This window comes from Mesorhizobium sp. 113-3-9, assembly GCF_016756515.1.
Classification (GTDB): Bacteria; Pseudomonadota; Alphaproteobacteria; order Rhizobiales; family Rhizobiaceae; genus Mesorhizobium.
This window is the reverse complement of the sequence record NZ_AP023246.1, coordinates 4,942,173-4,966,874: the sequence shown is the minus strand read 5'-3', so window position 1 is coordinate 4,966,874 and position 24,702 is coordinate 4,942,173. Positions and strand designations below refer to the sequence as shown.

Annotated in this window: 33 protein-coding genes; 20 read left to right on the top strand and 13 right to left on the bottom strand. The window is 62.1% G+C overall.

Annotated elements, in window-relative coordinates:
* Nucleotides 1-68 precede the first annotated feature (68 nt).
* Nucleotides 69-1,325: a threonine ammonia-lyase IlvA gene (ilvA, locus tag MesoLj_RS24325; protein WP_202322836.1), complete on the top strand. Its 1,257-nt coding sequence runs from the start codon at nt 69-71 to the stop codon at nt 1,323-1,325.
* Nucleotides 1,322-1,876: a DUF1697 domain-containing protein gene (locus tag MesoLj_RS24320; protein ID WP_202322835.1), complete on the top strand. Its 555-nt coding sequence runs from the start codon at nt 1,322-1,324 to the stop codon at nt 1,874-1,876. Before ilvA ends, MesoLj_RS24320 begins: the two co-directional genes overlap by 4 nt.
* A 1-nt stretch (nt 1,877) precedes the next feature.
* Here the strand turns inward: MesoLj_RS24320 and MesoLj_RS24315 are convergent, their stop codons facing one another.
* Both MesoLj_RS24315 and gloA read right to left on the bottom strand, forming a co-directional pair.
* Nucleotides 1,878-2,165 (bottom strand): DUF2218 domain-containing protein, encoded by a 288-nt coding sequence (locus MesoLj_RS24315; RefSeq protein ID WP_140767748.1) that lies wholly within the window; start codon nt 2,163-2,165, stop codon nt 1,878-1,880.
* 140 nt (nt 2,166-2,305) lie between these two features.
* The gene (gloA, locus tag MesoLj_RS24310) at nt 2,306-2,746 is read right to left on the bottom strand and encodes a lactoylglutathione lyase (protein WP_202322834.1); all 441 of its coding nucleotides are present in this window, start codon (nt 2,744-2,746) and stop codon (nt 2,306-2,308) included.
* A 218-nt stretch (nt 2,747-2,964) separates the two neighbouring features.
* On the opposite strand from gloA, the gene MesoLj_RS24305 reads away from it, so the two are divergent.
* Genes MesoLj_RS24305 through MesoLj_RS24295 form a run of 3 tightly spaced genes read left to right on the top strand, consistent with a single transcriptional unit; the run spans nt 2,965 to nt 4,937 of the window.
* The gene (locus tag MesoLj_RS24305; RefSeq protein ID WP_140767746.1) at nt 2,965-3,561 is read left to right on the top strand and encodes a cold-shock protein; all 597 of its coding nucleotides are present in this window, start codon (nt 2,965-2,967) and stop codon (nt 3,559-3,561) included.
* A gap of 24 nt (nt 3,562-3,585) precedes the next feature.
* Nucleotides 3,586-4,149, top strand: coding sequence for a DUF192 domain-containing protein (locus MesoLj_RS24300; protein ID WP_202322833.1), 564 nt, complete (start codon nt 3,586-3,588; stop codon nt 4,147-4,149).
* Between the two features lie 20 nt (nt 4,150-4,169).
* Nucleotides 4,170-4,937 (top strand): alpha/beta fold hydrolase, encoded by a 768-nt coding sequence (locus tag MesoLj_RS24295; RefSeq protein WP_140767744.1) that lies wholly within the window; start codon nt 4,170-4,172, stop codon nt 4,935-4,937.
* On the opposite strand, the gene speB is transcribed toward MesoLj_RS24295, so the two are convergent.
* Together speB and MesoLj_RS24285 are read right to left on the bottom strand one after the other, a co-directional pair.
* Nucleotides 4,916-5,926: an agmatinase gene (gene speB, locus MesoLj_RS24290; protein WP_202322832.1), complete on the bottom strand. Its 1,011-nt coding sequence runs from the start codon at nt 5,924-5,926 to the stop codon at nt 4,916-4,918. The genes MesoLj_RS24295 and speB overlap by 22 nt on opposite strands.
* Nucleotides 5,927-6,026: 100 nt before the next feature.
* A complete protein-coding gene (locus MesoLj_RS24285; protein ID WP_446720255.1) occupies nt 6,027-6,641 on the bottom strand; it encodes an HD domain-containing protein in 615 nt (204 codons plus the stop codon).
* Between the two features lie 109 nt (nt 6,642-6,750).
* Here MesoLj_RS24285 and MesoLj_RS24280 point away from each other — a divergent pair, with 109 nt between their 5' ends.
* From MesoLj_RS24280 to MesoLj_RS24270, 3 genes are all read left to right on the top strand, one after another.
* A complete protein-coding gene (locus tag MesoLj_RS24280) occupies nt 6,751-7,395 on the top strand; it encodes a VOC family protein (RefSeq protein WP_202322830.1) in 645 nt (214 codons plus the stop codon).
* 267 nt (nt 7,396-7,662) lie between these two features.
* The gene (cysE, locus tag MesoLj_RS24275; RefSeq protein ID WP_056566866.1) at nt 7,663-8,511 is read left to right on the top strand and encodes a serine O-acetyltransferase; all 849 of its coding nucleotides are present in this window, start codon (nt 7,663-7,665) and stop codon (nt 8,509-8,511) included.
* 151 nt (nt 8,512-8,662) lie between these two features.
* Nucleotides 8,663-8,866, top strand: a complete 204-nt coding sequence (locus tag MesoLj_RS24270; RefSeq protein WP_019857879.1) for a DUF3126 family protein — start codon at nt 8,663-8,665, stop codon at nt 8,864-8,866.
* Between the two features lie 49 nt (nt 8,867-8,915).
* On the opposite strand, the gene MesoLj_RS24265 is transcribed toward MesoLj_RS24270, so the two are convergent.
* Complete coding sequence (locus tag MesoLj_RS24265; RefSeq protein WP_202327442.1) at nt 8,916-9,647, bottom strand: hypothetical protein; 732 nt, start codon at nt 9,645-9,647, stop codon at nt 8,916-8,918.
* Nucleotides 9,648-9,772: 125 nt separating this feature from the next.
* Between MesoLj_RS24265 and MesoLj_RS24260 the strand changes: the two genes are divergently transcribed.
* Together MesoLj_RS24260 and MesoLj_RS24255 are read left to right on the top strand one after the other, a co-directional pair.
* Nucleotides 9,773-10,108: a DUF6949 family protein gene (locus tag MesoLj_RS24260; RefSeq protein WP_140767740.1), complete on the top strand. Its 336-nt coding sequence runs from the start codon at nt 9,773-9,775 to the stop codon at nt 10,106-10,108.
* A gap of 19 nt (nt 10,109-10,127) precedes the next feature.
* The gene (locus MesoLj_RS24255) at nt 10,128-10,655 is read left to right on the top strand and encodes a gamma carbonic anhydrase family protein (protein WP_202322829.1); all 528 of its coding nucleotides are present in this window, start codon (nt 10,128-10,130) and stop codon (nt 10,653-10,655) included.
* Nucleotides 10,656-10,701: 46 nt separating this feature from the next.
* Here the strand turns inward: MesoLj_RS24255 and MesoLj_RS24250 are convergent, their stop codons facing one another.
* The 4 genes from MesoLj_RS24250 to MesoLj_RS24235 form a co-directional block, all read right to left on the bottom strand.
* A complete protein-coding gene (locus MesoLj_RS24250) occupies nt 10,702-11,454 on the bottom strand; it encodes an NYN domain-containing protein (protein ID WP_140767738.1) in 753 nt (250 codons plus the stop codon).
* Between the two features lie 259 nt (nt 11,455-11,713).
* Nucleotides 11,714-12,322, bottom strand: a complete 609-nt coding sequence (locus tag MesoLj_RS24245) for a transglutaminase-like cysteine peptidase (RefSeq protein WP_140767737.1) — start codon at nt 12,320-12,322, stop codon at nt 11,714-11,716.
* Between the two features lie 294 nt (nt 12,323-12,616).
* Nucleotides 12,617-13,234, bottom strand: a complete 618-nt coding sequence (locus MesoLj_RS24240) for a PilZ domain-containing protein (protein ID WP_056566564.1) — start codon at nt 13,232-13,234, stop codon at nt 12,617-12,619.
* Nucleotides 13,235-13,354: 120 nt separating this feature from the next.
* Nucleotides 13,355-13,987 (bottom strand): PAS domain-containing protein, encoded by a 633-nt coding sequence (locus MesoLj_RS24235; protein WP_202322828.1) that lies wholly within the window; start codon nt 13,985-13,987, stop codon nt 13,355-13,357.
* A gap of 406 nt (nt 13,988-14,393) precedes the next feature.
* On the opposite strand from MesoLj_RS24235, the gene MesoLj_RS24230 reads away from it, so the two are divergent.
* Both MesoLj_RS24230 and MesoLj_RS24225 read left to right on the top strand, forming a co-directional pair.
* A complete protein-coding gene (locus MesoLj_RS24230; RefSeq protein ID WP_140767735.1) occupies nt 14,394-15,152 on the top strand; it encodes a rhomboid family intramembrane serine protease in 759 nt (252 codons plus the stop codon).
* An 88-nt stretch (nt 15,153-15,240) separates the two neighbouring features.
* Nucleotides 15,241-15,672 carry a CBS domain-containing protein gene (locus tag MesoLj_RS24225; protein WP_027051720.1) on the top strand — a complete coding sequence of 144 codons (432 nt, stop codon included), beginning with the start codon at nt 15,241-15,243 and terminating at the stop codon, nt 15,670-15,672.
* A 48-nt stretch (nt 15,673-15,720) separates the two neighbouring features.
* Here the strand turns inward: MesoLj_RS24225 and MesoLj_RS24220 are convergent, their stop codons facing one another.
* Nucleotides 15,721-15,978: a YjhX family toxin gene (locus MesoLj_RS24220; protein ID WP_202322827.1), complete on the bottom strand. Its 258-nt coding sequence runs from the start codon at nt 15,976-15,978 to the stop codon at nt 15,721-15,723.
* Between the two features lie 283 nt (nt 15,979-16,261).
* Between MesoLj_RS24220 and gatB the strand changes: the two genes are divergently transcribed.
* From gatB to MesoLj_RS24195, 5 genes are all read left to right on the top strand, one after another.
* Entirely contained in the window at nt 16,262-17,767 is a 1,506-nt protein-coding gene (gene gatB, locus MesoLj_RS24215) for an Asp-tRNA(Asn)/Glu-tRNA(Gln) amidotransferase subunit GatB (protein ID WP_202322826.1), read from the top strand.
* Nucleotides 17,764-18,459 carry a hypothetical protein gene (locus MesoLj_RS24210; RefSeq protein ID WP_202322825.1) on the top strand — a complete coding sequence of 232 codons (696 nt, stop codon included), beginning with the start codon at nt 17,764-17,766 and terminating at the stop codon, nt 18,457-18,459. Before gatB ends, MesoLj_RS24210 begins: the two co-directional genes overlap by 4 nt.
* Before the next feature lie 14 nt (nt 18,460-18,473).
* A complete protein-coding gene (locus tag MesoLj_RS24205; RefSeq protein ID WP_140767732.1) occupies nt 18,474-18,965 on the top strand; it encodes a GNAT family N-acetyltransferase in 492 nt (163 codons plus the stop codon).
* A gap of 155 nt (nt 18,966-19,120) precedes the next feature.
* Nucleotides 19,121-19,819: an AIM24 family protein gene (locus tag MesoLj_RS24200; RefSeq protein ID WP_140767731.1), complete on the top strand. Its 699-nt coding sequence runs from the start codon at nt 19,121-19,123 to the stop codon at nt 19,817-19,819.
* A 326-nt stretch (nt 19,820-20,145) separates the two neighbouring features.
* The gene (locus tag MesoLj_RS24195; protein ID WP_202322824.1) at nt 20,146-20,535 is read left to right on the top strand and encodes a VanZ family protein; all 390 of its coding nucleotides are present in this window, start codon (nt 20,146-20,148) and stop codon (nt 20,533-20,535) included.
* On the opposite strand, the gene panC is transcribed toward MesoLj_RS24195, so the two are convergent.
* Together panC and panB are read right to left on the bottom strand one after the other, a co-directional pair.
* Nucleotides 20,532-21,383, bottom strand: coding sequence for a pantoate--beta-alanine ligase (gene panC, locus MesoLj_RS24190; protein WP_202322823.1), 852 nt, complete (start codon nt 21,381-21,383; stop codon nt 20,532-20,534). The two genes, MesoLj_RS24195 and panC, sit on opposite strands and share 4 nt — an antisense overlap.
* Nucleotides 21,380-22,228: a 3-methyl-2-oxobutanoate hydroxymethyltransferase gene (gene panB / locus MesoLj_RS24185; protein WP_202322822.1), complete on the bottom strand. Its 849-nt coding sequence runs from the start codon at nt 22,226-22,228 to the stop codon at nt 21,380-21,382. Before panB ends, panC begins: the two co-directional genes overlap by 4 nt.
* A gap of 228 nt (nt 22,229-22,456) precedes the next feature.
* Between panB and MesoLj_RS24180 the strand changes: the two genes are divergently transcribed.
* The 3 genes from MesoLj_RS24180 to MesoLj_RS24170 all read left to right on the top strand — a co-directional run bounded on the left by MesoLj_RS24180 (nt 22,457) and on the right by MesoLj_RS24170 (nt 24,064).
* The gene (locus tag MesoLj_RS24180; protein ID WP_056566539.1) at nt 22,457-22,855 is read left to right on the top strand and encodes an NADH:ubiquinone oxidoreductase subunit NDUFA12; all 399 of its coding nucleotides are present in this window, start codon (nt 22,457-22,459) and stop codon (nt 22,853-22,855) included.
* A 141-nt stretch (nt 22,856-22,996) separates the two neighbouring features.
* On the top strand, nt 22,997-23,605 hold the full coding sequence (locus tag MesoLj_RS24175; protein ID WP_202322821.1) for a DUF2155 domain-containing protein: 609 nt from the start codon (nt 22,997-22,999) through the stop codon (nt 23,603-23,605).
* 75 nt (nt 23,606-23,680) lie between these two features.
* A complete protein-coding gene (locus MesoLj_RS24170) occupies nt 23,681-24,064 on the top strand; it encodes a hypothetical protein (protein ID WP_140767726.1) in 384 nt (127 codons plus the stop codon).
* A gap of 11 nt (nt 24,065-24,075) precedes the next feature.
* On the opposite strand, the gene aat is transcribed toward MesoLj_RS24170, so the two are convergent.
* Nucleotides 24,076-24,693, bottom strand: a complete 618-nt coding sequence (gene aat, locus MesoLj_RS24165; RefSeq protein WP_140767725.1) for a leucyl/phenylalanyl-tRNA--protein transferase — start codon at nt 24,691-24,693, stop codon at nt 24,076-24,078.
* Nucleotides 24,694-24,702 lie beyond the last annotated feature (9 nt).

Genomic DNA, 24,702 nt, shown 5'->3' with positions numbered 1-24,702 from the left:
AGATAGGCGCTGTGCGGCTAGATCGACAACAGGTCTGTACGAAACATGCGGCACAAGGTGGCTTTCCGATGAGCAGTTTTTCCTCCCGCGTCGCCGTTGCTGCCGCCGCGATCCGCCAGATCTTTCCTGAAACGCCGCTACAGGAAAACGACTACCTGTCGAAAAAGACCGGCGCTCGGGTGCTGCTGAAGCGCGAGGATTTGAGCCCGGTGCGCTCCTACAAGATCCGCGGCGCCTTCAACTTCTTCCGCAAGGCGCTTGCCGCCGGCAACCAGGCTGACTTGTTCGTCTGCGCGTCGGCCGGCAACCATGCACAGGGTTTCGCGTTCGTCTGCCGTCATTTCGGCAAAAAAGGCGTGGTGTTCATGCCGGTGACGACGCCGCAACAGAAGATCGACAAGACCAGGCTGTTCGGCGGCGATTTCGTCGAGATCAGGCTGATCGGCGACTTTTTCGACGACTGCTATCGCGCCGCCTTCGAATTCACCGAAAGCTCCGGTGCCCACATGGTGCCGCCCTTCGACCACAAGGACATCATCGAGGGGCAGGCGACGGTGGCCTATGAGATCGCGGACCAGATGGCCGGTGCGCGCATGCCTGACATCATCATGCTGCCGGTCGGTGGCGGCGGGCTTGCCGCCGGCGTCACCCACTATTTCGCCGATCAGGGCAGGGAGGCGCGTTTCGTCTTCTGCGAGCCGGCCGGGGCGCCGAGCCTGCACGACAGCCTCGCGGCCGGAAAGCGGCTGAAGCTCGCCAAGGTCGACAACTTCGTCGACGGCGCGGCGGTGGCCGAAATCGGTCGCGAACCCTTGCGGCATCTCAAGGAATTCGCCGCTGACACGGTGCGGTTGATCCCGGAAAATCGGCTCTGCGCGACCATGATCGAGATGCTCAATATCGAAGGCGTCGTGCTCGAGCCGGCCGGTGCGCTGGCGATCGATGCGCTGAAGGATTTTTCCAGGAAGGAAATCCGCGGCAAGACCATCGTCGCCGTGGTCTCGGGCGGCAATTTCGATTTCGAGCGGCTGCCGGACGTCAAGGAAAGGGCGCTACGCTTCGAGGGCCTGAAGAAGTACTTCATCATCCGCTTCCCGCAACGCCCTGGCGCGCTGCGCGACTTCCTCGAAATGCTGGGTCCGGACGACGACATCGCGCGCTTTGAATATCTGAAGAAGTCGGCGCGAAATTTCGGCTCGGTTCTGATCGGCATCGAAACCAAGGACCGGCGCAATTTCGACCTGCTGAAGGCAAACTTCGAGGCAGAAGGCGTCCAGTATCAGGATATCACCGACAATGAAACATTGGCGGGATTCATCATATGAGCGGTAAGGTTTTCATCGCGCTGTTTTCAGGCATCAATGTCGGCGGCAACCGCATCGTCAAGATGGCGGAGCTCAGGTCGTTCTTCGAGGATCTCGGCTTTTCCGATGTCGCCACTTATGTGCAAAGCGGCAATGCTGTGTTCCGGGCCGGCAAGGGCGACGCGGCCGCGCTGACCAAGCAGATCGAAGCGGCCTTCGAGAAGAAATGGGGTTTTCATTCGCGCATCATGGTGCGCGATCTCGCATGGTTCGAACGTCTGGTGCGTGAAAATCCCTACCCGGAAGCGGCCGCCGACCACACCAAGCTCCATGCCTATGCGCTGGAGCGTGAGCCGACCGTCGACGAGGTGGCGCGGCTGGCCGAGAAGTGCACCGGCCCCGAACGCTTCGAGGTAAAGGGCGACGTGCTATACCTCAGCGCGCCCGATGGGCACGGCAAATCCGTGTTTGCCAACCTCATTCCGCGCGTTCTGAAGGTGCCGGGCACCGCGCGCAACTGGCGCTCGGTGCTGGCGCTGCTGGAGATGGCCGGTCAGGCCGGCAAAAACTAGATCACGCCGCCGGCTTCCAGTCGAAGGTCAGTTCCTCGCGGAAGGCGAAGCGCTTGATGTGATCGGCGACCACGCTTTCCAGGCGCTCGAGCGATCCTGCCTCATCGGTCGACACCGTGATGTGCAGCACGGCCGCATCGGCATCCATGACGGTGCGGCCGAGCGAGAGATCGATCGCGCCATGGTGCGGATCGAACTCGACCGGGAATTTGTGTGCCCAATGCTTGCACAATTGCTGCAGGTAACGGCTGGCATGTTCGGTGGCGACGTCGGCATGGCTGGACGGCATGGGGAATTCTCCGCGGGCGGGTGCCCGTTCGCATGACAATGGGCCGGCGCTGGTGCCGGCACGACATCCCACAGATAGGCATTGTCTCGCCGAGCGCCAAAGGGTTGCCGGGCGCTGTCCGCCCGGTGCCGGGTCAACGCCTACCAGCTTCCAGTGTTCGCCATCGAAGCCCAGGGTTCGGCCTTGGCCTTGGCCGGGCCTTTCTGCAAAAGCTCGATCGAGATGCCGTCCGGCGATCTGATGAAGGCCATGTTGCCGTCGCGCGGCGGCCGGTTGATGATGACGCCACTGTCCATCAGGTGCTGGCAGGTGGCGTAGATGTCGTCGACCTCATAGGCGAGGTGGCCGAAATTGCGCCCGCCCTTGTAGTCTTCGGGGTCCCAGTTGTAGGTGAGTTCGATCAGCGGCGCCTTCTCGTCGATGCCGCTCTGCTCGTCTTCGGAGGCGGCAAGGAAGATCAGCGTGAAGCGGCCCTGTTCGTTTTCATAGCGGCGGACTTCCTTAAGCCCGAGCTTGTTGCAGTAGAAATCGAGCGAGGCATCGACATCGGCGACGCGGACCATGGTGTGCAGATAGCGCATGTGTTTTCCTCGTTCTGTTGGGATGCGGCGCAACATAGGGTCGACCCGCTCAAAGGGCAATCTGCCGGCCGCGGGCAATGCCGGCAAAGAACAAATCCGGTATTCGCGCAATGAACCGTGAAAAAAGGCACGGCAGGTCTTGCACACACCGGAAGCCGCAGTGTTAATCTGGTGTCAAGAATCAGTTGCGGTGTTCTTGCAAAAAAGGGGGCATTCTTATGGGGGAAAAGGCCTCTTTGACGGGGCGGGCCGGAACCCTTGGCGACGCCTTGAAGCGCGATGAAGGCGGCGATGCCGCCGACCTGACCGAAATTGCCGGCGCCATCAAGTGGTTCGATGTGGCCAAGGGCTACGGGTTCATCCTTCCCGATGACGGTGTCTCGGGCGATATCCTCCTCCATGTGACATGCCTTCGAAAAGACGGCTTTCAGACAGCCTTGGAAGGGGCGCGCGTCGTCTGCCTGGTCAAACAGGGCGATCGCGGTCTGCAGGCCTTCCGCGTGCTGTCCATGGATGTCACCACCGCTGTCCATCCCGCGGAAATGCAGGAACAGCGCACCCATGTCGCGGTGACGCCGGAGAGCGGGCTCGAACGCGCTTTGGTCAAGTGGTTCAACCGCACCAAGGGTTTCGGATTCCTGACGCGTGGCGAGGGCACCGAGGACATCTTTGTCCATATGGAGACCTTGCGCCGCTACGGCATCACCGAGCTTCGGCCGGGGCAGGTTGTGCTTGTCCGTTTCGGTCGTGGTGACAAAGGCCTTATGGCCGCCGAAATTCACCCCGATATGGGCACCTTGCCGGTCTCGCACTAGGGCGATCCCGGCCGAGGATTTCATATGGCTCACAAGAACTGGCTGACGGCGGGCGTGTTGTGCGCCGCTGCTACCGTCATCATCGCCGCAGGCGCCTTCTTCTATTTCCAGGTCCCCAGCGCGGCCGACGGCCGGGCGATGATCCTTCCTGTCGACCCGACGCCGCTGGTCGCGGTGACGAAACAAGGTGAACGCTCCTTCTCGATCGAAGTCGCCGACACCGAGGCCGAGCGTGAGGCCGGCCTGATGTTTCGTGAGGACATGGCTGCCAATCATGGCATGCTGTTTGTCTTCGACGAGACACGTGATGTCAGTTTCTGGATGAAGAACACGCCGATGCCGCTCGACCTGATCTTTGTCGGCCAGGACGGCAGGATCCGCGCGATTAAGCAAGGGGAGCCGCAATCCGAGGCGATTGTGTCGCCCGGTGAGCCGGTCCGCTTCGTACTTGAGCTCAAGGCCGGCACGGCCGCCAAGGACGGTATCGTGGACGGCGATCTGTTGCGCCATCCCGTGATCGGCACCGCGCCGGGTCCCGGCATGCCGCCGGCGGACAAGGGCGATTCTCCGAACGTCGATTCCGACTGAGAGCAGGGGATCGCCTTCCGATGCAGTTTTTTTCTCATGACGGGTTTGATCTTGCCTTCCTCGATCGCCAGCCGGCGTCGGGCGAGGGCGATCCCGTACTCATGATCCACGGCTTCGCTTCGAGCCATTATGTCAACTGGGTGTCGCCCGGCTGGTTCAAGACGCTCAACGACGCCGGCTATCGCGCCATCGCCTTCGACAATCGCGGCCATGGCTCATCATCCAAGAGCTATGACGAGGCCGATTATACACCCGCGAAGATGGCGTCCGATGCCGCCGCCTTGCTTGACCATCTCGGCATCGAACGGGCCCATGTCATGGGCTATTCGATGGGCGCGCGCATCGCGGCGTTCCTGGCCCTGTCCGATCCGGACAAGGTGGCGACGCTGGTTTTTGGCGGCCTTGGCATCGGCATGATCGACGGCGTCGGCGACTGGGATCCGATTGCCGCGGCCCTGCTTGCCGAGGATCCAGCCGCGACCACCCATCCGCGCGGCCGCTCCTTTCGCGCCTTCGCCGACCAGACCCGCAGCGATCGCCGGGCGCTTGCCGCCTGCATCGCCAAATCCCGGGAATTGCTTGATGAGGCGGACATTGCCCGCATCGCCCAGCCGACGCTGGTTGCCGTCGGCACGACAGACGATATCGGCGGCTCGCCCGACGAGCTTGCCGCCTTGATGCCGAACGCCAGGGCTTTTCACATCGAAGGCCGCGACCACATGCTGGCGGTCGGGGACAAGACCTTCAAGCAACGCGTGCTTGAGTTCTACGCCGAAAATCCGCTTTGAGCCGCCGCACTGGTACTTTCGCCTAGGTCCGGTGCCCTTGCTGCCTGGACAGACTTCGCCAGTACGCACAGCAATTCGAACATCATCGTGGCACCCGCCAGCGCCGTCATGCCGGCGAGATCGAATGGCGGCGCCACTTCCACGACGTCGGCGCCGACAATGTTCAGCCCGTCGAGCAGGCGCACCATTTCCTGCGCCTCGCGGGTGGTGAAGCCACCGAGCTCGGGCGTGCCTGTTCCCGGCGCCATCGACGGGTCGATGCAGTCGATGTCGAAGGTCACATAGGTCGGGCCGGCTCCGGCGATGGCGCGCGCTTCCTCCATGACGCTGGCGGCACCCCGCCTGACGAATTCCTCCATGTAGATGATGCGAATGCCCTGGGCGACCGCCCAGTCGTGCTCGCCGGGCTCGTAGATCGAGCCGCGGATGCCGATCTGAACGACCCGTTTCGGGTCGAGCAGGCCTTCCTCGATGGCACGGCGGAACGGCGTGCCGTGCGTATAAGGGTTGTCGCCGAAATAACGGTCGTTGGTGTCGGAATGCGCATCGAAATGGATCATCCCGACCGCACGCTCCCTGGCGACGGCGCGCAGTACCGGCAGCGTCGTCAGGTGGTCGCCGCCGGCGGCAAGCGGAATGGCGCCTGCCGTCACGATCGCTGCGATGCCTTCCTCGATGCGCTTCAACCCGTCCAGGAGATTGATCGGATTGACCGAGAGGTCGCCGACATCGGCGACATTGGCGATGCTGAACGGTTCGGTCCCCGAAACGTGGTGGACGCGCCGCATGAGGCTCGACTGGTTGCGGATCTCGCGCGGGCCGTGGCGGGCGCCGGCGCGGTTGGTCGTGCCGCCATCCCACGGTATGCCGACGAGAGCGATATCGAGTCCTTCGGCGCTCGCCACCGCTGGCAGCCGCATGAAGGTCGACAGCCCGGCAAAACGGGGAACGGCCGAGGCGTCGACCGGCTGGAAGAAATTGCTGCTCATAGTGTCGGCACCTCTGAAGAATTCACGTTTGACGATTTCGGCGTCTCGCAGTTCTGCCTTGTTGGGCCGGATGCGAAAGCCGGGAGAACCAGAGCGAAAATCACGACGGCTTTTGCAGGGTCTCCAGCGAGCGCGCCATGTTCAGCCTGGCCTGAGGCTCGAAGCGCTGGCGAAATTCCTGCGTGTGGAAGATGTGCGGGCGGGCAAGGAAATCCTTCAGCACGGCAGCCCGTCCGGCACGCCACATCGGCTCCTCCACCCAGCCATATTCGCGGCGGACCGCGCGTTCATAGGCGTCGAAAGCATTAGGCGCGCTACCCAGGATCGACAGGTCCATGTCGAGGAAGAGGCTGGCGTCGCGTGTTGCCGCCGCGTTGTCGAACAAAGGCAATTGGTGTGTGGCGGTGGCGAGGATCATCGCGCTGATGCGGTTCAGGCGCCCGGCATCGGTGCTGCCCGCGAGCTTTTTCTCGGCAAGAGCGGCACTTCTGGCCTCATTGTCCTTGGCCCTGCTGTCATAGATGGCGTCGTGGAACCAGATTGCCGCTTCAACAGCTTCGGGGTCATGCAGCGACGCTCGATAGTCGCCGGCCAGCGCCAGCATGGCCTCGATATGGGCGAGGTTGTGGTAGTGGCGATCCTCGGCTCGGTAGAGCGCCGAGAGTTCCTGTTTCAACGGTTCGGCGATCAAGGACTGGTCTTTCATTTTCGTCATCCGGCCAGTTAATCGATCTCGGCCTCTTCGAGCCAATCATTTCGAACCTTGCACGGGCCGGGGCTCTGGAGAATGTTGCCACCCAGGAATATCCAACCAGGAGGCTGACATGACCAATACGCCTGGCAGCGAGAACCCCAGACCGGGGACCATCGACATGAAGCTCGAGGCCGTCATCATTGCCGTTGCGGATGCGGATCGGTCCAAGCGTTTTTACAGTGGCCTGGGTTGGCGGCTCGACGCGGACTTCGTCGTCGGCGATGCGTTTCGAGTTGTGCAGTTCACGCCACCGGGTTCGCCCTGCTCGATCCATTTCGGCAAGGGTCTGACATCAGCCGCGCCAGGCTCGGCCAAGGGGCTTTATCTCGTGGTATCCGATATCGAGGCGGCGCACGCCGAACTCGTGGCGCGCGGCGTCGAGGCGAGCGAGGTGTTCCACCGCACGGGGCCTGGCCAGCTGCCGGTCAGTGGCCGGCATCCGGAAGGGCGCAGCTATTCCTCCTATGTCACGTTCAGTGATCCCGACGGCAACAGCTTCATCCTGCAGGAAATCACCCAGCGATTGCCTGGACGCGTCGATCCCAGCGATACGGTGTTCACGTCGTCGGACGAGCTCGCCGCGGCGCTGCGACGTGCGGCGGCAGCACACGGCGAACACGAGAAACGGACCGGCGGACAGCATGATGTGAACTGGCCCGACTGGTATGCCGAATACATGGTGGCCGAACAGGCCGGCACGTCGCTGCCGACTTGAACTGCGTCGATCTCGGCGCGGCGTCATCGGCGCCGCGCTGACCGTGCCCGCCACCAGATCGTCCTACGCCTTGCCGGCAACTGGCGCGGACGGCCGCTTTCCGGGGGCTCGGCGATCAAGGGTTCGTTTTCCATGGCTGCTTGAATTCCTGCGAACCAAATCCATTTGACGAAGCACTAAGGAAAATTGAGTTCAATCGTGCTATGATCTGGCCTATATGTGCGGCCAGACAGCAGGCAAGCCAGCAGGACGCAGGACGAGACGTCGATGAACAGCATCAGCATTTCCCGCCACAGCGCGTTGCAGCCGGTCGATCCGATCTGGCGTTCGATCCGCGACGAGGCGATGGACGCGGTCAACCGCGATCCGTTGCTCGCCGCCTTCCTCTATTCGACGATCCTCAACCAGGAGAGCCTGGAAGAGGCCGTCATTCACCGGATCGCCGAACGGCTTGCCCATCAGGATATCGGCTCCGACCTCATCCGCCAGACCTTCAAGACCATGCTGACCGACGACAAGGACTGGCCGACCACCGTGCGCGTCGACATCCAGGCCTACTATGACCGCGACCCGGCTTGCGACCGGTTCATCATGCCGGTGCTGTATTTCAAGGGTTTTCACGCCATCCAGACCCATCGGCTGGCGCACTGGCTGTGGAACCAGGGCCGCAAGGACTTCGCGCTCTACCTGCAGAGCCGTTCGTCCTCGGTCTTCCAGACCGACATCAATCCGGCCGCACGCATCGGCAAGGGCATCTTCATCGATCACGCCACCGGCTTGGTCGTGGGCGAGACCGCGGTGATCGAGGACGATGTATCGATCCTGCACGGCGTGACGCTGGGCGGCACCGGCAAGGCCGGTGGCGACCGCCACCCCAAGATCCGCCGTGGCGTGCTGATTGGCGCAGGCGCCAAGATTCTCGGCAACATCGAGATCGGCCATTGCTCCAAGGTCGCCGCCGGATCGGTGGTGCTGTCGCCCGTGCCGCACAACAAGACGGTTGCCGGCGTGCCGGCCCGCGTGGTTGGCGAGACCGGCTGCGACCAGCCTTCGCGCCAGATGGACCAGCTCCTGCCGTCGCAGAAGATGGACCAGGTGATCAGTTTCGACATCTGATTTCCGCGCCGGCGCGCTGTCCGGCGTGATTGCGATTGTGCCCGGTAGCCGCCGCTTCCGGTGCAATACGGCCGGCTTGCCTTTACATCGCCATTGTCGACGTGCCAGAAGCGCCCTTCAAACCAGCAAGCCCGATGATCGGAGAAGACTGTTGAAGCCGGACGAAATCAGAAAGCTGGACGCCTATTTCAAGCGCGTCTTCCAGAACCCCAAGCTTGAGGTCAAGGCACGGCCGCGCAAGGAAGATTCGGCCGAAGTCTATGTCGGCGACGAGTTCCTCGGCATCGTCTTCAAGGACGAGGATGACGGCGACTACAATTTCTCGATGGCGATCCTCGACATCGATCTGGGCTGAGCCCGCAATCCAAAGACAGGCCGCGCCGGGCGTGGCCTGTCTTTGTCTGTCAATGTCCGGTTTTCAGGAATCGCCCGGTCTCGGCCGTGATCGCCGCGTCGAGCGTCTGCCAGTCACCGAGGAATTCCTTGGGAAAACGGTAGGTGAGGCTGAGATCGTTGCCGACATGGACGTCCCGCTCGCAAGGCGCCAGGGATTGACCGGCACTCGGCCCGCTCAGGCAGCGGGCGACGAAGGGATCCTTGCCCGGGCGCTTGCCGACCACCAGCACCTCGTTCAGATACCCTGATTTCTCGTTGAAACCGTAGACCGTCGTGCCGCCAGGTCCCGGAATGCCGGGCTGGACGATGAGCGCGCTGTAGATCGGCGCGAACCGGCCACTCATGTCGCGCGACATCATCTGTGGTTCGAAGGACAGGAAGACGATGTTCCTGTTGGCTTCCGAGTGGTTGAAATCGTCGCGAGCCGCCTCGCTGTAGCCGTCCATCTGGGGATAGCGCAGATAGAGGTCGAGACGCGAGGCGATGCCGTCGCGCCGGGCCTGGGCGAAACGGATGAAATTGGCCGGCACCGCGATGACATTGTTGCCGATCACGACCTGGCGGATGGTGGGATCATCCGTGTATCCGGCCATGGCGATCGAATGGCCGAACCATTTGCCGCCGAGGCTGATCGCCACGGACAGCAAGGCAAGTGCGGCGAAGGCGTAGAACACCCGCTTCATCAACATGGAATCGACCACGGTGAGTTCCGGGCCGTCGGCGATCGCTGCCTGCTTCATCTCGGTCCTCATCGCAACCGTCCGTCCGCCATTCCAGCTGTGCCTCGGCGGCACACATCGCACGGCACGGCTCTTGCAGCCTTCCTGAAACGACTGTGCGATTTCATGGTAAATGGAAGGTTAAGATGGCCCAGATGGAACTCTTCCTGTTTGCTTTTGCCGTCGGGCTGACGGTTTGCGGGCTGACGGGCTCGACGATGGAACTGATGTCAGGCCGCAAGGTCGCCTTCACCGAGCCCTACGTATCATCCTCGCATGTGCTGCGCTCGCTGGCAGCCACGGCTGGCGCCGGGCCGTTCATGCTGGTCAACGATGCCCTCGATGCCCGGCGGGAGGGTCGCATTTCGACCGTCGCGCTCTTGTCATGCGGTTGCACGGCGATTGCCTGGTCCCTGGCGCTGGGCATTGTCACGCTCGCCATTGCCTCATGGACGATCAGTCTCCTAGGGTCCGGCATCTGAGACGATTCGGAGACCGACAATGCCGCTTTATGCGATCGACGGAGCAGAGCCCAACTTCGAGGATGCGGGTTCAAACTGGATCGCGCCCGATGCGACGCTGATCGGCAATGTGCGCGTCGGCCGCAATGCCGGCTTCTGGTTTGGCGTCGTCATTCGCGGCGACAACGAACCTGTTGTGATCGGCGCCGACACCAATGTGCAGGAACACACGGTCATGCACACCGATCCCGGCTTTCCGCTGACCATCGGCGAAGGTTGCACGATCGGCCACCGGGCCATGCTGCATGGCTGCACGATCGGCGACAACAGTCTGATCGGCATGGGCGCCATTGTGCTGAACGGCGCCAGGATCGGCAGCAATTCGCTCGTTGGCGCCGGCGCGCTGGTCACCGAAGGCAAGGAATTTCCCGACAATTCGCTGATCGTCGGCTCGCCGGCCAAGGCGATCAGGGTGCTGGACGACGCGGCTGTCGCCAGGCTGCGCGGCTCGGCCGCGCACTACGTCGCCAACGGCAAACGCTTCAAGGCGGGGTTGAAGAAGCTCTGAGGTCACGATCCAGCCGGCAGTTGCGAGGACGGCGGTCCCGTATGGATCAGGCGGATTTGTTTTTTCCTTTCCTCGCGGTCGCGGGCTTGATTCGAATGCGCATGGCTCCCCCTTTGGGCGCTTCGATCTCGAATTCGGCTGTATTCCTCACCAGGTCACTCAGTTTACCGAAACCATAGGTGCGAGGGTCAAAGTCGGAGAAGAGGTTCGAGAGCTGCTTTCCGAACGTGCCGAGCAGCACCCAGCCGTCTTCGCTGTCCATCTGGCCAATGACTTTCTTGAGTATCGGCAGCGCGGCACTGGATGATTGAAGCGGCTTCGATGCGGGCGCGGCGTCCGGGATGTTCGCCGGGCCACGTAGAAGGTTTTCGGTGTAGATGAACCGGCGGCAAGCCTGCCGAAAGCTCTCCGGGGTTTTCTGCTCTCCGAACCCAAAGACATCGACACCCTGTTCGCGTATGCGCGCAGCAAGCCGCGTGAAATCGCTGTCGGAAGAAACCAGGCAGAAACCGTCGAAACGGCCGCTATGGAGCAGGTCCATCGCGTCGATCACCAGTGTAATATCGGAAGCATTCTTGCCAGTGGTATAAGCGAACTGCTGCTGCGGAATGATCGCGTGCTTCGCCAATATGTCTGCCCAACTCTTGGACCGTGTGCTGGAGAAGTCGCCATATATACGGCGTACGCTGGCCTCGCCGATCTTCGCGATCTCCTCGAACAAACCGTCGGCGATCTTGGCGGAGGTGTTGTCCGCGTCGATAAGAACCGCAAGACGCGGTGATCGAGCTTCGGTCGGCATAAGGCCTCCTGCTGCTGATATCCTCTGGAGATATGGCGGCGCGAATGCACATGCCATGGAAATTGGGATCAATTTTAGCAGCTATCCCGGAAATGGCGGAGCCGGCCCGGGGACGGGGCCGGCTCCTTTGACCCGGTCGTTGGGGACGGGGAGGGTGGGGACTCGACCGGGTTTCTCCTCAAGCGCGTCGCGATGCGCTTAACCTCTGTTCCATGCATGCCGCAAACCGCTGCCCCTTTGGGCGGCATGCATTGGCGCTCTAGCGGACGCTGGCGACCGCGTCGGAACGGCCGTCGTTGATCGTCACCCAAACGCCGGAATTTTCCGTCGATTGACGCTTGAGATAGGTGTAGTCGGTGTCCGTCCAGGACAGCACCTTGGTTTCCAGATTGTCGAGGATGAACTCGCCGAGGCTGGTGCGCACGGTCAGCACGGCGTGGCCGTCGCCATTGGGCTGGCGTGCAACCGTCATCAGCAGATCACCCGCCGGCACGCCTGCGTCCATCAGTTCGCGGCGCTTCTCCAGCGCGTAGTCCTCGCAATCGCCATAGCCGTTGTCGGGGTAGGCCCAGTACTCCTCGACACCGTAATTTTCCATGTCGGTGCGCGGCTTGATGCGGGTATTGACCGAATTGTTGATGCTGACGATCGTCGCCCAGAGTTTGCGGCTCAGGTCGACTGGCGCGCCCTTGGGCGTCTTCTCGTTGCATTCGCCAGGGATGCGCTGGCAGAATTCGTAATGGCCAACAGGCTGCGTGGTACGGCCGCCGGTGTGCATATAGGCCGGTCCCGCGGCATATGCTGATCCCCAGGCTGAAAGCTGCATCGCCATTGCCATCAGCAACAGCTTGCCCCTCGTTTCTTTCATTTCTAGTCTCCCCGTTCGAAGGAGACATTGCCACATGTGGATTTATTTGACGCAAAGGCGCGAAGCAGACTTTAAGTAAAACGCCAGTAGAATAAACATAAAATTTGAATCATTTTAGTATTTAATTGTTTGGATTATCGGCTTGTCAAAGGCGTGAGGGCTTCGCTGTCCATGGGGGCGGATGGCCACCTTTGGGCTGCCGCGCGGTTCAGCCGCTTCCGGAAATTTTCTTGGGTGATTGCCGCAACAAAAAACCGGCCGCGAAGGGCCGGTTTGATTGCCTGTCCGTGCCGTTCAGGCGCGCGGCGTGTTGAATTCGGAATCGAGCGTTTCGGGACGTTGGATGACGGCGAATTCGATGGCGACGCCATCCTCGAAATGACGAACGACTTGCCCACGCATGGTGCCCAGCATGACCTGGACGCCGATCGCCGGTTTGACGTCGATCTCGATCGCCGCGCCCGACAGCGACAGATCGATGATCCTGCACTGGTACTGACGGCCGTCGGTGAGTTGCAGCACGCTGGTCGGGTTGCGCGGCGCGACGCGCTCGTGCCGGCGGTCTTCCGGCAGGTCGAGTTCATGCTTGTTGGCCAGCCAGGTCAGCTGCGCCGCCAGCTTGTCCTTCTTGCGGTCGGAAGCAATGACCGTCATCGCGAAGCCGTCCTGCAGAGTGCGTGTGACGACGCCTTCGATGCGGCCGATATGGTCGATATAGGCGATCACCTTTTCGCCGGGCATGCCGATGCGATCGGTGCGGAGCGCGACGTTGCCGGGCGACATGTCGACGACCTGGCAAGGATGCTCGGTGCGATCTTCCAGCATGAATCGCCCGTATATCTTGACCCGGACGCGCTGAAAGTTACGCCTTTCAGCTTGGGACGGCGCATAGTCGACCGCCGCTGACCTCATGACTGCCTACACCCCGTTTGGCATTCCCGCGCGTCGATGCGAAGGACTTCATCGGAGAATTACAACAAAGCAGGTTAACAAAGGGGAAAAACGAGCCTGCGGGACCCGTGGGATGATCAACTATTCCTCGCGCCCGCCGTCGAAGACGACGAGATGGCGGATGCGGCGCGCCCGGCCAAGCGCCGAGATCGTATCGGGCGCATCGAGTTCGGCCGGAACAAGCGAGGGGACGTCGATCGCCGGACGGTTGTTGAGCAGCTCTTTCTCCGGATCGATGACACGGATCGAATCGATCAGTGCGTCCGTGATCGGGTCTGCACCCAGCCAGAATGGCTTCTCCACGGCGCTGACCACGCCGAGGCAGCGCTGGTTTTCGATGCCGCCGTCAAGCGGCAAGGCAAGCAGTTCGAACCTGTTCGAGCGGCCGTTGCGGCTGAAGCCCTCAAATATGATCAACACGACCGATTTCTGATCGAAAACCCCATGAATCAGCCTTGAAACCAGGCGCTGATCCTTCTCGCGCCACAGTGACGGGAAGGAGAAACCCTTCAGTTCGCGGCCATAGCAGGCGCAGAGCCTGGTGCCGGCCAGACGGAACACGGGTTGCCCGCGGGTGTCCCTTTCCAGGATGAACGTATCGGCCAGCAGCGACTTGATATCGGCCGGTTCGACTTCCGATCGCTTCGGGGCAGGGCGTCCGTCACGCAGGCGGTTCCAATATTGGAACAGCGTGATCGATCCGTTTTGGTTCATGTTATGCTGCTCCGCGCATTCTGTCGTCTGATGTCCCATCGGTGAACAGAAGGGCGCCCTCCGATGACCTACATGCGTTGGGGAGCAGGAAGCGTGCCAGCGTCGTTAACACTTGTTCACGGGTCGGGACCGTTAAGGTTAACAACTGGTTTACGTTGCGCCCGGGCAGGCCCTGTGGCACACCAAAACCACTCCAGAAGCGGTCGTTTCGCGACGATCGGCAGCACTTCAGTCAAGAGTTTTAGGGGAGCAGGGGGCTCGACCGGCCGTTCAAGGGAAACCTTGGACGGCTTCTTTTTTGATTCGCGCCAAGGCGATTCGCTGTTTGCGGTTCCATTGACCATGATCTAGATGCTGGCCAGATCGAACCAGCCCCCAGATCGAACCCAGCAGAGTGCGATTGCAGATGAGCGAACCGCAAGATCCTTCCGAGGCCGAACACGCCGAACCGATGCCGGAGCCCCGGCGCGAGCCGGTGTTCAATCTGCCGCCCGTCGTGCTGGCGGTGATCGGCATTTGCGCGGTCGTTTTCCTGCTGCAGCAATATGTGCTGAACGACGCGCAACAGATGACGTTGTTGTACGACGGGGCCTTCATCCCGGTTCTCTACACCGGCCAATACGGCTTCGACTGGTTCCTGCTCACGCGGCCTTTCACCTATGCCTTCATGCATGGCGGTTTTGCCCATATCGCCATCAATATGGTCTGGCTCGCCGCCTTTGGCTCGCCATTGGCCAATCGTCTCGGCGGGCTCTGGTTCGCCCTGTTCTTCGCGGCCACCGGACTGGCTTCCGTGGCGCTTTTCTGGGCCATGCACCCGTATGGCGAGGCACCACTGGTCGGCGCATCCGGCGCCATATCAGGCATGATGGGGGCCGCGGCGCGTTTTGGTTTTCGCACCGACCGGTCGGCCGGCAAGGCTGCCTTCGCTGGCCCCGTGCTGCCGATCGCAACTGTCCTGCGCTTGCGCGGCGTCGTGATCTTTCTCGCCGTGTGGATGATCATCAATCTCGCCACCGGCCTGCTCGGCTTTGCCCCTGGAGTAGACGGACAGATCGCCTGGGAGGCCCATATTGGCGGCTTCGTCGCCGGCTTCTTCGGCCTGCGCTGGTTCGACCGGCGATGGCAGCCCTCCGAATGGGAGGCCACCGACCGCGGCACTTGAAATGCAGCCGATCACGGCGCACGATGTTCACTCTTACGTGAAAGCCGGTCTGGGCAGGGGGCCGGCAGGCGAAGCAGAGGAGGACGCCATGACGGTTAAGGCAATTCTGGAAAGAAAAGGCCATGACGTATTGACGCTCGGGCCGAACGAAAAGCTCAGCGAAGCCATCCGCATCCTGGCCGAACACAAGATCGGCGCGCTGGTCATCACCAATGGCGATCGCAAGATCGTCGGCATTCTGTCGGAGCGCGACATCGTGCGGGTTGTCGCCAAGGAAGGTGGCGCCGCGCTTGATATCGCCGTGCGTTCGGCGATGACGCCGAAGGTGAAGATCTGCAACGAGAACCACACCGTCAACGAAGTGATGGAGATCATGACCAGGGGCCGCTTCCGCCATCTGCCGGTGGAAAAGGACGGCCTGCTCGATGGCATCGTCTCCATCGGCGACGTGGTCAAGCGCCGCATCGAGGATGTCGAGCGCGAGGCCGACGAGATCAGGGCCTATATCGCCACCGCCTGAACGGTGAACGGAGCCGCCGGCCGGAAACCGGACCGGCGGAACCATATCCTATCTGTTGTCGAGTTCGGAGCGCACGAGCTCGAGCCCGCGCCTTGTGATGCGGTAGGGACCGCCGCCAGACGACGAAACCGCCTTCTTGCGTTTCAGCTTTCGAAACAGGTCGAGATCGACGCCCGGATAGTGCCAGCCGTCGCGGGTCAGGCATTTGACGGAGGCGATCCGCTTCTTCTGGTTCTTTTTGATTTCAATGCGGCCGCCCTGCGCAAGCAGGTGCAGGATGCGTTGTTCAGTGCGCGAAATATCCATGTGGAGAGTTTTTCCGGGAAAACAAAAAATGCCGCCGCCGCGAAGCTTCGCGGCACGGGGTTTCAGGTTTTCTGCCCTGCCTCGCTACGAGGTCAGGGCCCTACCGGGACTGAGCGTAAGTGGACATCCACTCTCCATTGGGATGGGCGTCCTATAGGCGAAGGCGGCTGAAAAGGCCAGCCTGCGGCTTTGCGCTTGTCTCTTTTGGCGGTTTGCACTAGCGAAGGCCAACACTCAAATTTGCGAAAATCGCAATCTTCGCGAGCTAGAAGCGCAGGCCACCATGACCCTCATCGATACCCGCACGCCCGACGCAAAACGCCTGATCCCCGGCGCCACCGGCGACTGGGAAATCATCATCGGTCTCGAAGTGCACGCGCAGGTCATCTCGGAAGCAAAATTGTTCTCCGGCGCCTCGACCGCTTTCGGTGCGGCGCCCAATGCCAATGTCAGCCTGGTCGATGCGGCAATGCCCGGCATGCTGCCTGTCATCAACGAGGAATGCGTCAAGCAGGCGATCCGCACCGGTCTCGGCCTGAAGGCACAGATCAACCACAAGTCGGTTTTCGACCGGAAGAACTATTTTTATCCCGACCTGCCGCAAGGCTACCAGATTTCACAGTTCAAGCAGCCGATCGTCGGCGAGGGCACGGTGATCGTCTCGGTCGGCCCCGACCGCCAGGGCGAGTTCGAGGACATCGAGGTGGGCATCGAGCGGCTGCATCTGGAGCAGGATGCCGGCAAGTCGATGCACGACCAGCATCCGACCATGTCCTATGTCGATCTCAACCGCTCCGGCGTGGCGCTGATGGAGATCGTCTCCAAGCCCGACCTGCGTTCCGGCGATGAGGCCAAGGCCTATGTCACCAAGCTGCGCACCATCATGCGCTATCTCGGCACCTGCGACGGCAACATGGATGAAGGCTCGCTGCGCGCCGACGTCAACGTCTCGGTACGCCGGCCCGGTGGCGAGTTCGGCACGCGCTGCGAGATCAAGAACATGAACTCGATCCGCTTTATCGGCCAGGCCATCGACTATGAGGCGCGCCGCCAGATCGCCATCCTGGAGGATGGCGGCAAGATTGACCAGGAAACGCGGCTGTACGATGCCGTCAAGGGCGAGACGCGCTCAATGCGCTCGAAGGAAGAAGCGCACGACTACCGCTACTTCCCCGATCCCGATCTTCTGCCGCTGGAATTCGATCAGGCCTATGTCGATGCTTTGGCCAAAGGACTGCCGGAACTGCCCGACGACAAGAAGGCGCGGCTGATCACCTCGCTGGGTCTCTCGACCTACGATGCTTCGATCCTGGTCTCGGAAAAGTCGATCGCCGACTATTTCGAGAAGGTGGCCGCCGGACGTGACGGCAAGCTCGCCGCCAACTGGGTCATCAACGACCTGCTCGGTCAATTGAACAAGGCGGGCAAGGACATTGAAAATGCGCCGGTTTCGCCCGACCAGCTTGGCGCCGTCATCGACCTGATCAAGGATGGCACCATCTCCGGCAAGATCGCCAAGGACCTGTTCGAGATCGTCTGGAACGAAGGTGGCGATCCACGTCAACTGGTCGAAAGCCGTGGCTTGAAGCAGGTCACCGATACCGGCGCCATCGAGAAGGCTGTCGACGAGGTTATCGCGGCCAATCCGGACAAGGTCGAACAGGCGCGCGCCAAGCCGACCATGGCCGGCTGGTTCGTCGGCCAGGTGATGAAGGCGACAGGCGGCAAGGCCAACCCGCAGGCGGTCAACGACCTCGTCAAGGCCAAGCTCGGCATAGCGGATCAATGAGCGGAGACGCAAAGCCGGGCAACCCGGCAAGCGTCTCGTCGGTACTGTTGATTGCTGGCGCCGTGCTGCTTTTCGTCGGCACGTCCCTGCACCCGATGCATGAAGATCCGAATGAGGCGCTTGCCGCCTTCGGTGAATATGCTGCCGACCATATCTGGCTCTACAGCCACATGGCACAGCTTGCCGGCGTCTTCGCGATGGTTGCCGGACTGCTGCTGATCCTTGGTCGTCCGTCCGACGGTCCGCGCCGTGGCTGGACCCTTCTGACGATCGTGTTCGGCGCGGCGTCGCTGGCGGCGGCCGCTGCCTTGCAAGCCGTCGACGGCATTGCGCTGAAGGCGGTGGTCAACGCCTGGGCCGCTGCCGATGCGGCGACAAAGCCGTCGCTGTTCAGCGCCGCCTTCGCCGTGCGCCAGGTCGAAATCGGCTTTGCGGCGGTCAGCGCCATTCTGCTCGGCCTGACGGTTCTGCTCGCCAATGTCGCCCTGTATCGGGCCAGGCGCTGTCCGCTGTGGCTGGCGCTGCTTGGCGGCGCAGGCGCCGTAGGCGTTCTGTTCGGCGGCTTGGCCATCGCGGCAACCGGTTTCTCCGGCCTTGCCATGGCGGCCAACATGCCGGGCAGCATGGTGCTGCTGATCTGGGTTGTACTGCTTGCGGCGATCGATTTCAGACGCAATCGCGTCGCGGCCTAGGCGGAGAGAGAACCATGTTCGTCCGCACCGCCGGAGATCGCGACCTCGCCGCCATCCGGGCGCTGCTGGTTGAAACCTGGCATGCGACCTATGACGCCATCTATGGCGCTGCCAAGGTCACCGAAATCACCGACCAATGGCACTCGATTGCTTCTCTGAGAACCAGACTGACACGGCCGAACAGCGAGTTCCTCGTCGCCGATGACGGCAAGCGCATTGGCGGCGTGGCTTTTGCCGAAGGCATTGATGGCGGAGAACTGGTTGTGCTGAAACAGCTCTACGTGCTTCCAGGCCTGCAGGGCAGGGGCATCGGCGGCATGCTGCTCGACGAGATCATCGAGAGTTTCCCTGAAGCTCGCGCCATCCGTCTGGAAGTGGAAGAACAGAACAAGCGTGCCATTGCCTTCTACGAGGCGAACGGCTTCGTGCGATCCGGCGATGCCGGCGAGCACACGGGTGCGTCCGGCGAACCGACACTGGTCTATCGCAGGCCGCTTGCCGGCTGACTGCCATCTGCTGGCACTCCAGATCACCTTCTCGCGAGCGGCTCGGCATGCGCCCCGTTTTCGTTTGACGGCCCGGGGGTCACGCACCAAAGCTGCTGCGGCTGACCGTGCGGGAGCCGGAATAGGCTGGCGCGCAAGGCGGCGAGGGGGGAACCATGCCAAGCTTGCCGGAACTGATGCCGACGCAGGTGTCGGACGAAACCTTTGGTGGCGTCACCTATCACATTGCGGGTGAGCTGGTGCCCGTGCTTTCGGTCGACGTGACACGGATGCCGGTCTATTTCGAGCACCACATCCTGCTGTGGAAAAATTCCACCATCACCATCGGCCTGAAATCGCTCAAAGGCGCGCTGAAGCGCATGATGGCCGGGATGCAGATCTTCGTCACCGAGGCGTCGGGGGCGGGCATCATCGCCTTCAGCCGTGACGGGCCCGGCCACATCGTGCCGATCCATCTCAGGCGCGGCGAGGAGATCCAGGTGCGCGAACACCAGTTTCTCGCCGCGACCGGCAATGTCGACTACACATTCGAGCGGGTACGCGGCCTGGCGACGATGCTGTTTGGCCAGAGCGGCTTCTTCATCGACCGTTTTCGCGGCGATACCGGCGACGGCATCGTCTGGCTGCACGGCTACGGCAATGTCTTCGAAAAGACGCTTGCATCAGGCGAGACCATCGACATCGAGCCGGGCGGCTGGCTGTTCAAGGATGCCTCGGTCAGGATGGAAACCAAGATCGACCGCCTGTCGAGCGGCTTCTTCGGAGCCAACATGAATTTCATCGTCAATCGCTTCACCGGCCCGGGCCGGGTCGGCATCCAGTCCATGTATCTGCATATGCCGACAGAGGAGTAGCTCCGACAGGGCTCGGGCAAAAAAGGCAGGTCAGCGTGAGCGCAGCGGCGGTGACAGTTCACGCATCACCAATTCGAGTGTCCGTTGATCGCCCGTTCCCGTCTTGTCGAAGATCGTCGCCAGTTGCGATTTGATGGTGCCGTCGGAAACGCCGCTGGCGGCCGCGATCTGCTGATTGTTTCACTCTGGGCGACCAGTCGTGCCAGTCATGCATCGGTGTTCGCTATGCGCATACCCGTTCTGCTGGGGCCGGCCGATCGGTTCCCAATCCGCTCCTGCGTCATTCCAGCATTTGCTGCGCCGGCTCACGACGGATATGCAGGGGCATGATCAAACTGTTCCGCATCGCGGCGCTGGTGCTGCTTGTCATCATCATTTTCGCGACCTTGTCGCCGATCCAGATGAGGCCGCACATAGCCCAGGCGAATATCGAGCGTGCCCTGGCCTATGTGCTGTTGGGCTTCGCCCTGGCGCTCAGCTTCCCCAACCGAGTGTATCAGACCTTGATCTTTGTGGTTTTGACTGCCGGCATACTGGAATTGCTTCAGATCATCGATCCCGGCCGCCACGCGCATCTTGCCGATGCACTCGTGAAAGCATCAGCTGGGATTATTGGGGTCGTCGTGGGGCAGTTATTGGTGAGGACCAGCGGGCGAATAGGAGTGAGGGTAAGCGCGGCAGGAAGCCGAATGCAGTCGATCGACCCTTTGCCCTAGGCGGTGGGAACTTCCACATTGTCGATCAGCCGCGTCTTGCCAAGCCAGGCAGCGGCGAGGAGGCGCCCCGTATGGTCGCGGCTCCAAGGCGCAAGCGTCAGGATTTCGCGGGCCTCGACATAGTCGATCTTCTGGAAGCCGGCGGCGATCAGGGCACGACCGGCTTCGCCGGTTGCGTCGTCTCGATGCACGCCGGCCGCCAACGCCGCTGCCGCCTTGCGCAGAATCACGTTGAGTTGGCGAGCGACCGCCAGTTCACCCTCGTCGAGATAGGCATTGCGCGACGACATGGCGAGGCCATGCGCGTCGCGTATGGTCGGGGCACCGATGATCTCGACGGGCAGGTCAAGGTCGCGGCAGAGCTGCCTGACGACGCAAAGCTGCTGATAATCCTTTTCGCCGAAGACCGCGTAGTCGGGCGTTGCCTGGAGGAAGAGCTTGGCCACCACGGTGGCCACGCCTTCGAAAAAGGTTGGGCGAAAGTCCGATTCGAGCCCGGCGGAGGGGCCGCCGACCGAGATCCTGGTGGCAAAGCCGGCGGGATACATCGCGCCAACCGTCGGCGTGAAGGCAAGATCGGCCTTCACCGTCGCCAGCAGGTCCAGGTCGCGGGCAAGCTGGCGCGGGTACTTGTCGAGGTCCTCGCTCGGTGCGAACTGCGTCGGGTTGACGAAGATCGACACCACGCAGCGCTCTGCTTTTTCGCGCGCGATCCTGATCAGGGAGAGATGCCCTTCATGCAACGCGCCCATGGTTGGCACCATGGCGACGCGCAAGCCGTCACGCCGCCAGTCGCGAATCCTGGCGCGAAGTGCGGCAACGCTATCGACGACATCGGGCTGGCTCATGCTCGGTCTCCGCCATTGGTGTTTGAGCCGGAAAAGACATGGGCCGGACCGGGGAATGTCCGATTTCGCACCTCCGATGCATACTGCTCGGCGGCATGCGCGATCACCCTGCGCAGGTCGGCGTATTCCTTGACGAATTTCGGCACACGGTCGACGGTCAGCCCCACCATGTCGTCGATGACCAGGATCTGGCCATCGCAGTCGCCGCTGGCGCCGATGCCGATGGTTGGAATGGCGATGCTGTGGCTGATGTCGGCGGCGACCGCCTCGATCGTGCCTTCGATGACCACCGAAAACGCGCCGGCCTTTTCTACGGCAAGCGCATCAGCCATCAACGCCGCGATCGTCTCGTCCGTGCGGCCCTTGATCTTGTAGCCGCCATCCTTCTCCACCGATTGCGGCAGCAGGCCGATATGGCCCATGACCGGAATGCCGGCGGCCACGATCGCCGCGATCTGCAAGGCCATGTCGACGCCGCCTTCGAGCTTCACCGCCTGGCAGCCGGTCTCGCCAACGATGCGTCGCGCCGAGGCCAGCGCCTGCGCCGCCGAGTCCTCGTAGCTGCCGGCCGGCATGTCGACGACCACACAGGCCCTGGCCGAGCCGCGCATCACGGCTTGCCCATGTGCGATCATCATCTCGAGCGAGGCGCCCAGCGTCGTCTCGTGGCCATGCAGGACCATGGCGACGCTGTCGCCGACGAGGAGCAGGTCGACATGGGGATCGAGCAGGCGAGCGACGGGATAGGTGTAGGCCGTGAGGCAGACCAGTGGCGTGCCGCCCTTGCGGTGGCGAATCAGCTCGGCGTCGATCCGAATGTCGGTGGTCGGCAATTTCGTGGCCAATCGTCACCTCCTTCGGCCCATGGCCGGATTGATGCCCGCATGGGCGCGCTGAGCTTTAGAAAGAGCGGAAAGGCTTGGCAAGCGTGCATCCTGCCGCCGCTGGGGATCACAGGCTTGTGTCGGGTCCCTGGCGCGCCATTTGCGCGCTCCCCGCGGCAAAACCCTTGCCTTCCCGAAGGCCTGACGCCATAAGCAGGAAACAGTCGCCGCCGGCGCGAGGGTTCTGAGATGAAGACTTTCCTGACGCAGTTTTTCACCTGGTGGAACAGCCAGACGCTGGGAACACGCCTGCACACCTGGCGGTACGGCAAGAGAGTCGGCCAGGACGAGGCCGGCAATGTCTATTACGAAGGCGGTATCGATTCGGAAGGCCGCACGCGCCGCTGGGTCATCTATCGCAACTATTCCGAAGCCTCTGCCATCCCGCCGGGCTGGCACGGCTGGATCCATCACCGTGTCGACGTCGCGCCGCCCAGTGACGAGTACAAGCCGCGCGACTGGCAGAAGCCGCATCAGCCTAATCTGACCGGCACGCCGGCGGCCTATCGCCCGAAGGGCTCTGTGCTGACGAACCAGCATCGCCCGCAGGTCACGGGTGACTATGACGCCTGGACGCCTGGGTCGTAACGGCCCCGGTCTGTAGCGACACAAGGTGCAGGCCGGTCCTTTATCGCCACAATTGGTGTTTAGCTGCTTGCTGATCAGAAAACGGCGACTAGCCTTGGTGGTTGACGGAATCACCCGGGCGCGAACCACCGGTACCCCTATATGAGCTTTTTCAACCTGATATCGACGGGCGGTCTGACGTTAGCCGCCGGCCTCGCCGTCAGCACCGCGGCGTTTGCCGCTTCGCCCGCACCTGCCGCGCCCGCACCCGCGCCGGCGGCCCCTGCGGGATCGGATCGCATCAGCAACCCGGTCGCCGAGTTCGCCGGTATCGACAAGATCACCGGCCGCATCATCACCTTCGATGTCTATATCGACGAAACGGTGCAGTTCGGCGCTTTGCAGGTGACGCCGCGCGTCTGCTATTCCCGGCCGCAAACCGAGGAGCCGAAGACCGATTCCTTCGTCGAGGTCGACGAGATCACGCTCGACCGCAAGATCCGTCGCATCTTCACCGGCTGGATGTTCGCCGAAAGCCCGGGCCTCAATGCTGTCGAACATGCCGTCTATGACGTCTGGCTGAAGGAATGCAAGCAGAAGTCGGATGTCCCTGCGCCCGGCGCCACCAAGGCTGACGCGACCAAGGCCGACGCTTCGAAACCTGCCGCGACCAAGCCAGCCGCGGCCAAGCCAGCCGCGACCAAGCCTGCCGCCACCTCGGATGTTGAACAGTCCGCCCCCACGGAACCGGATACGTCCGACACCAACTGATCCCCCGGAACCGTCGTGTCCATCATGCGTTGGATCACGAACGATTGCGCATCGATGCGCCCGGAGGATAGACCGATGTCGGACAGCAAGCGGATCACGGCCAGCAAGAAAGAGCTGCTTGAGCTCGAAAGAGGGTTCTGGACCGGCGACGCAGCCTACTACGCCGCCAATGCCGACACGGAATGCCTGGTGGCGTTTCCTCAGATGGCACGGGCGATGGACAATGCAGACCTCGCCAAGACCGCGACCAAGCCCAACCGCTGGCGCGATCTCGATATCGAACTCAAGGGAATAATCGAGCCGGGCAGCGATATCATCATGCTGACTTACGAGGCGCACGCGACCCGGGAAAATGGCGAACCCTACGCGGCATTGGTCAGCACCGGCTATGTCCATCGCGTCAACGGCTGGAAGATGATGTTCCATTCGCAGACGCCGATCGAGGCGGCGGCCAAGTAGGGTCTCGACCCCTACGGAAAAAAGATCGCCTCGCCTTTCAGTGCTTCGGCCAGCATCTTTTCGTATTTGCCGCGCGGCACATCGACGGCGCCGAAGTGCTTCAGATGCTCGGTGGTGAATTGCGTGTCGAGCAGTGCGAAGCCGCGCGCCTTCAGGCGCTCGACGAGGTAGACCAGGCAGATCTTCGAAGCATCCGTTTGTTTGGAAAACATGCTTTCGCCGAAGAATACCCGTCCAAGCGAAACGCCATAAAGGCCGCCGACCAAGTTGTCCTCGCGCCAGGCCTCGACCGAATGGCAGTGGCCCATGCGGTGCAACTGCACATAGGCCTCTCGGATCGGCGCGTTGATCCAGGTCGAGCGCCGCTCCTCGCGCTTCTCGGCGCAGCCATCGATCGTCGCCTCGAAATCGAAGTCGAAACGGATGTCGAATGGGTTTTTGCGGATTGCCTTCTTCAGGCTTTTGGGCGTGTGAAAGTCATCGAGTGGAATGATGCCGCGCGTCTCCGGCCGCACCCAGAAAACCTCCGGATCCCCAGCGCTTTCAGCCATCGGGAAGACGCCCGAAGCGTATGCCTTGAGCAGGAGGTCGGTCGGGATGCGATAGCCGGGCGCGTAGGGACGGGTCATCGCGTCCCC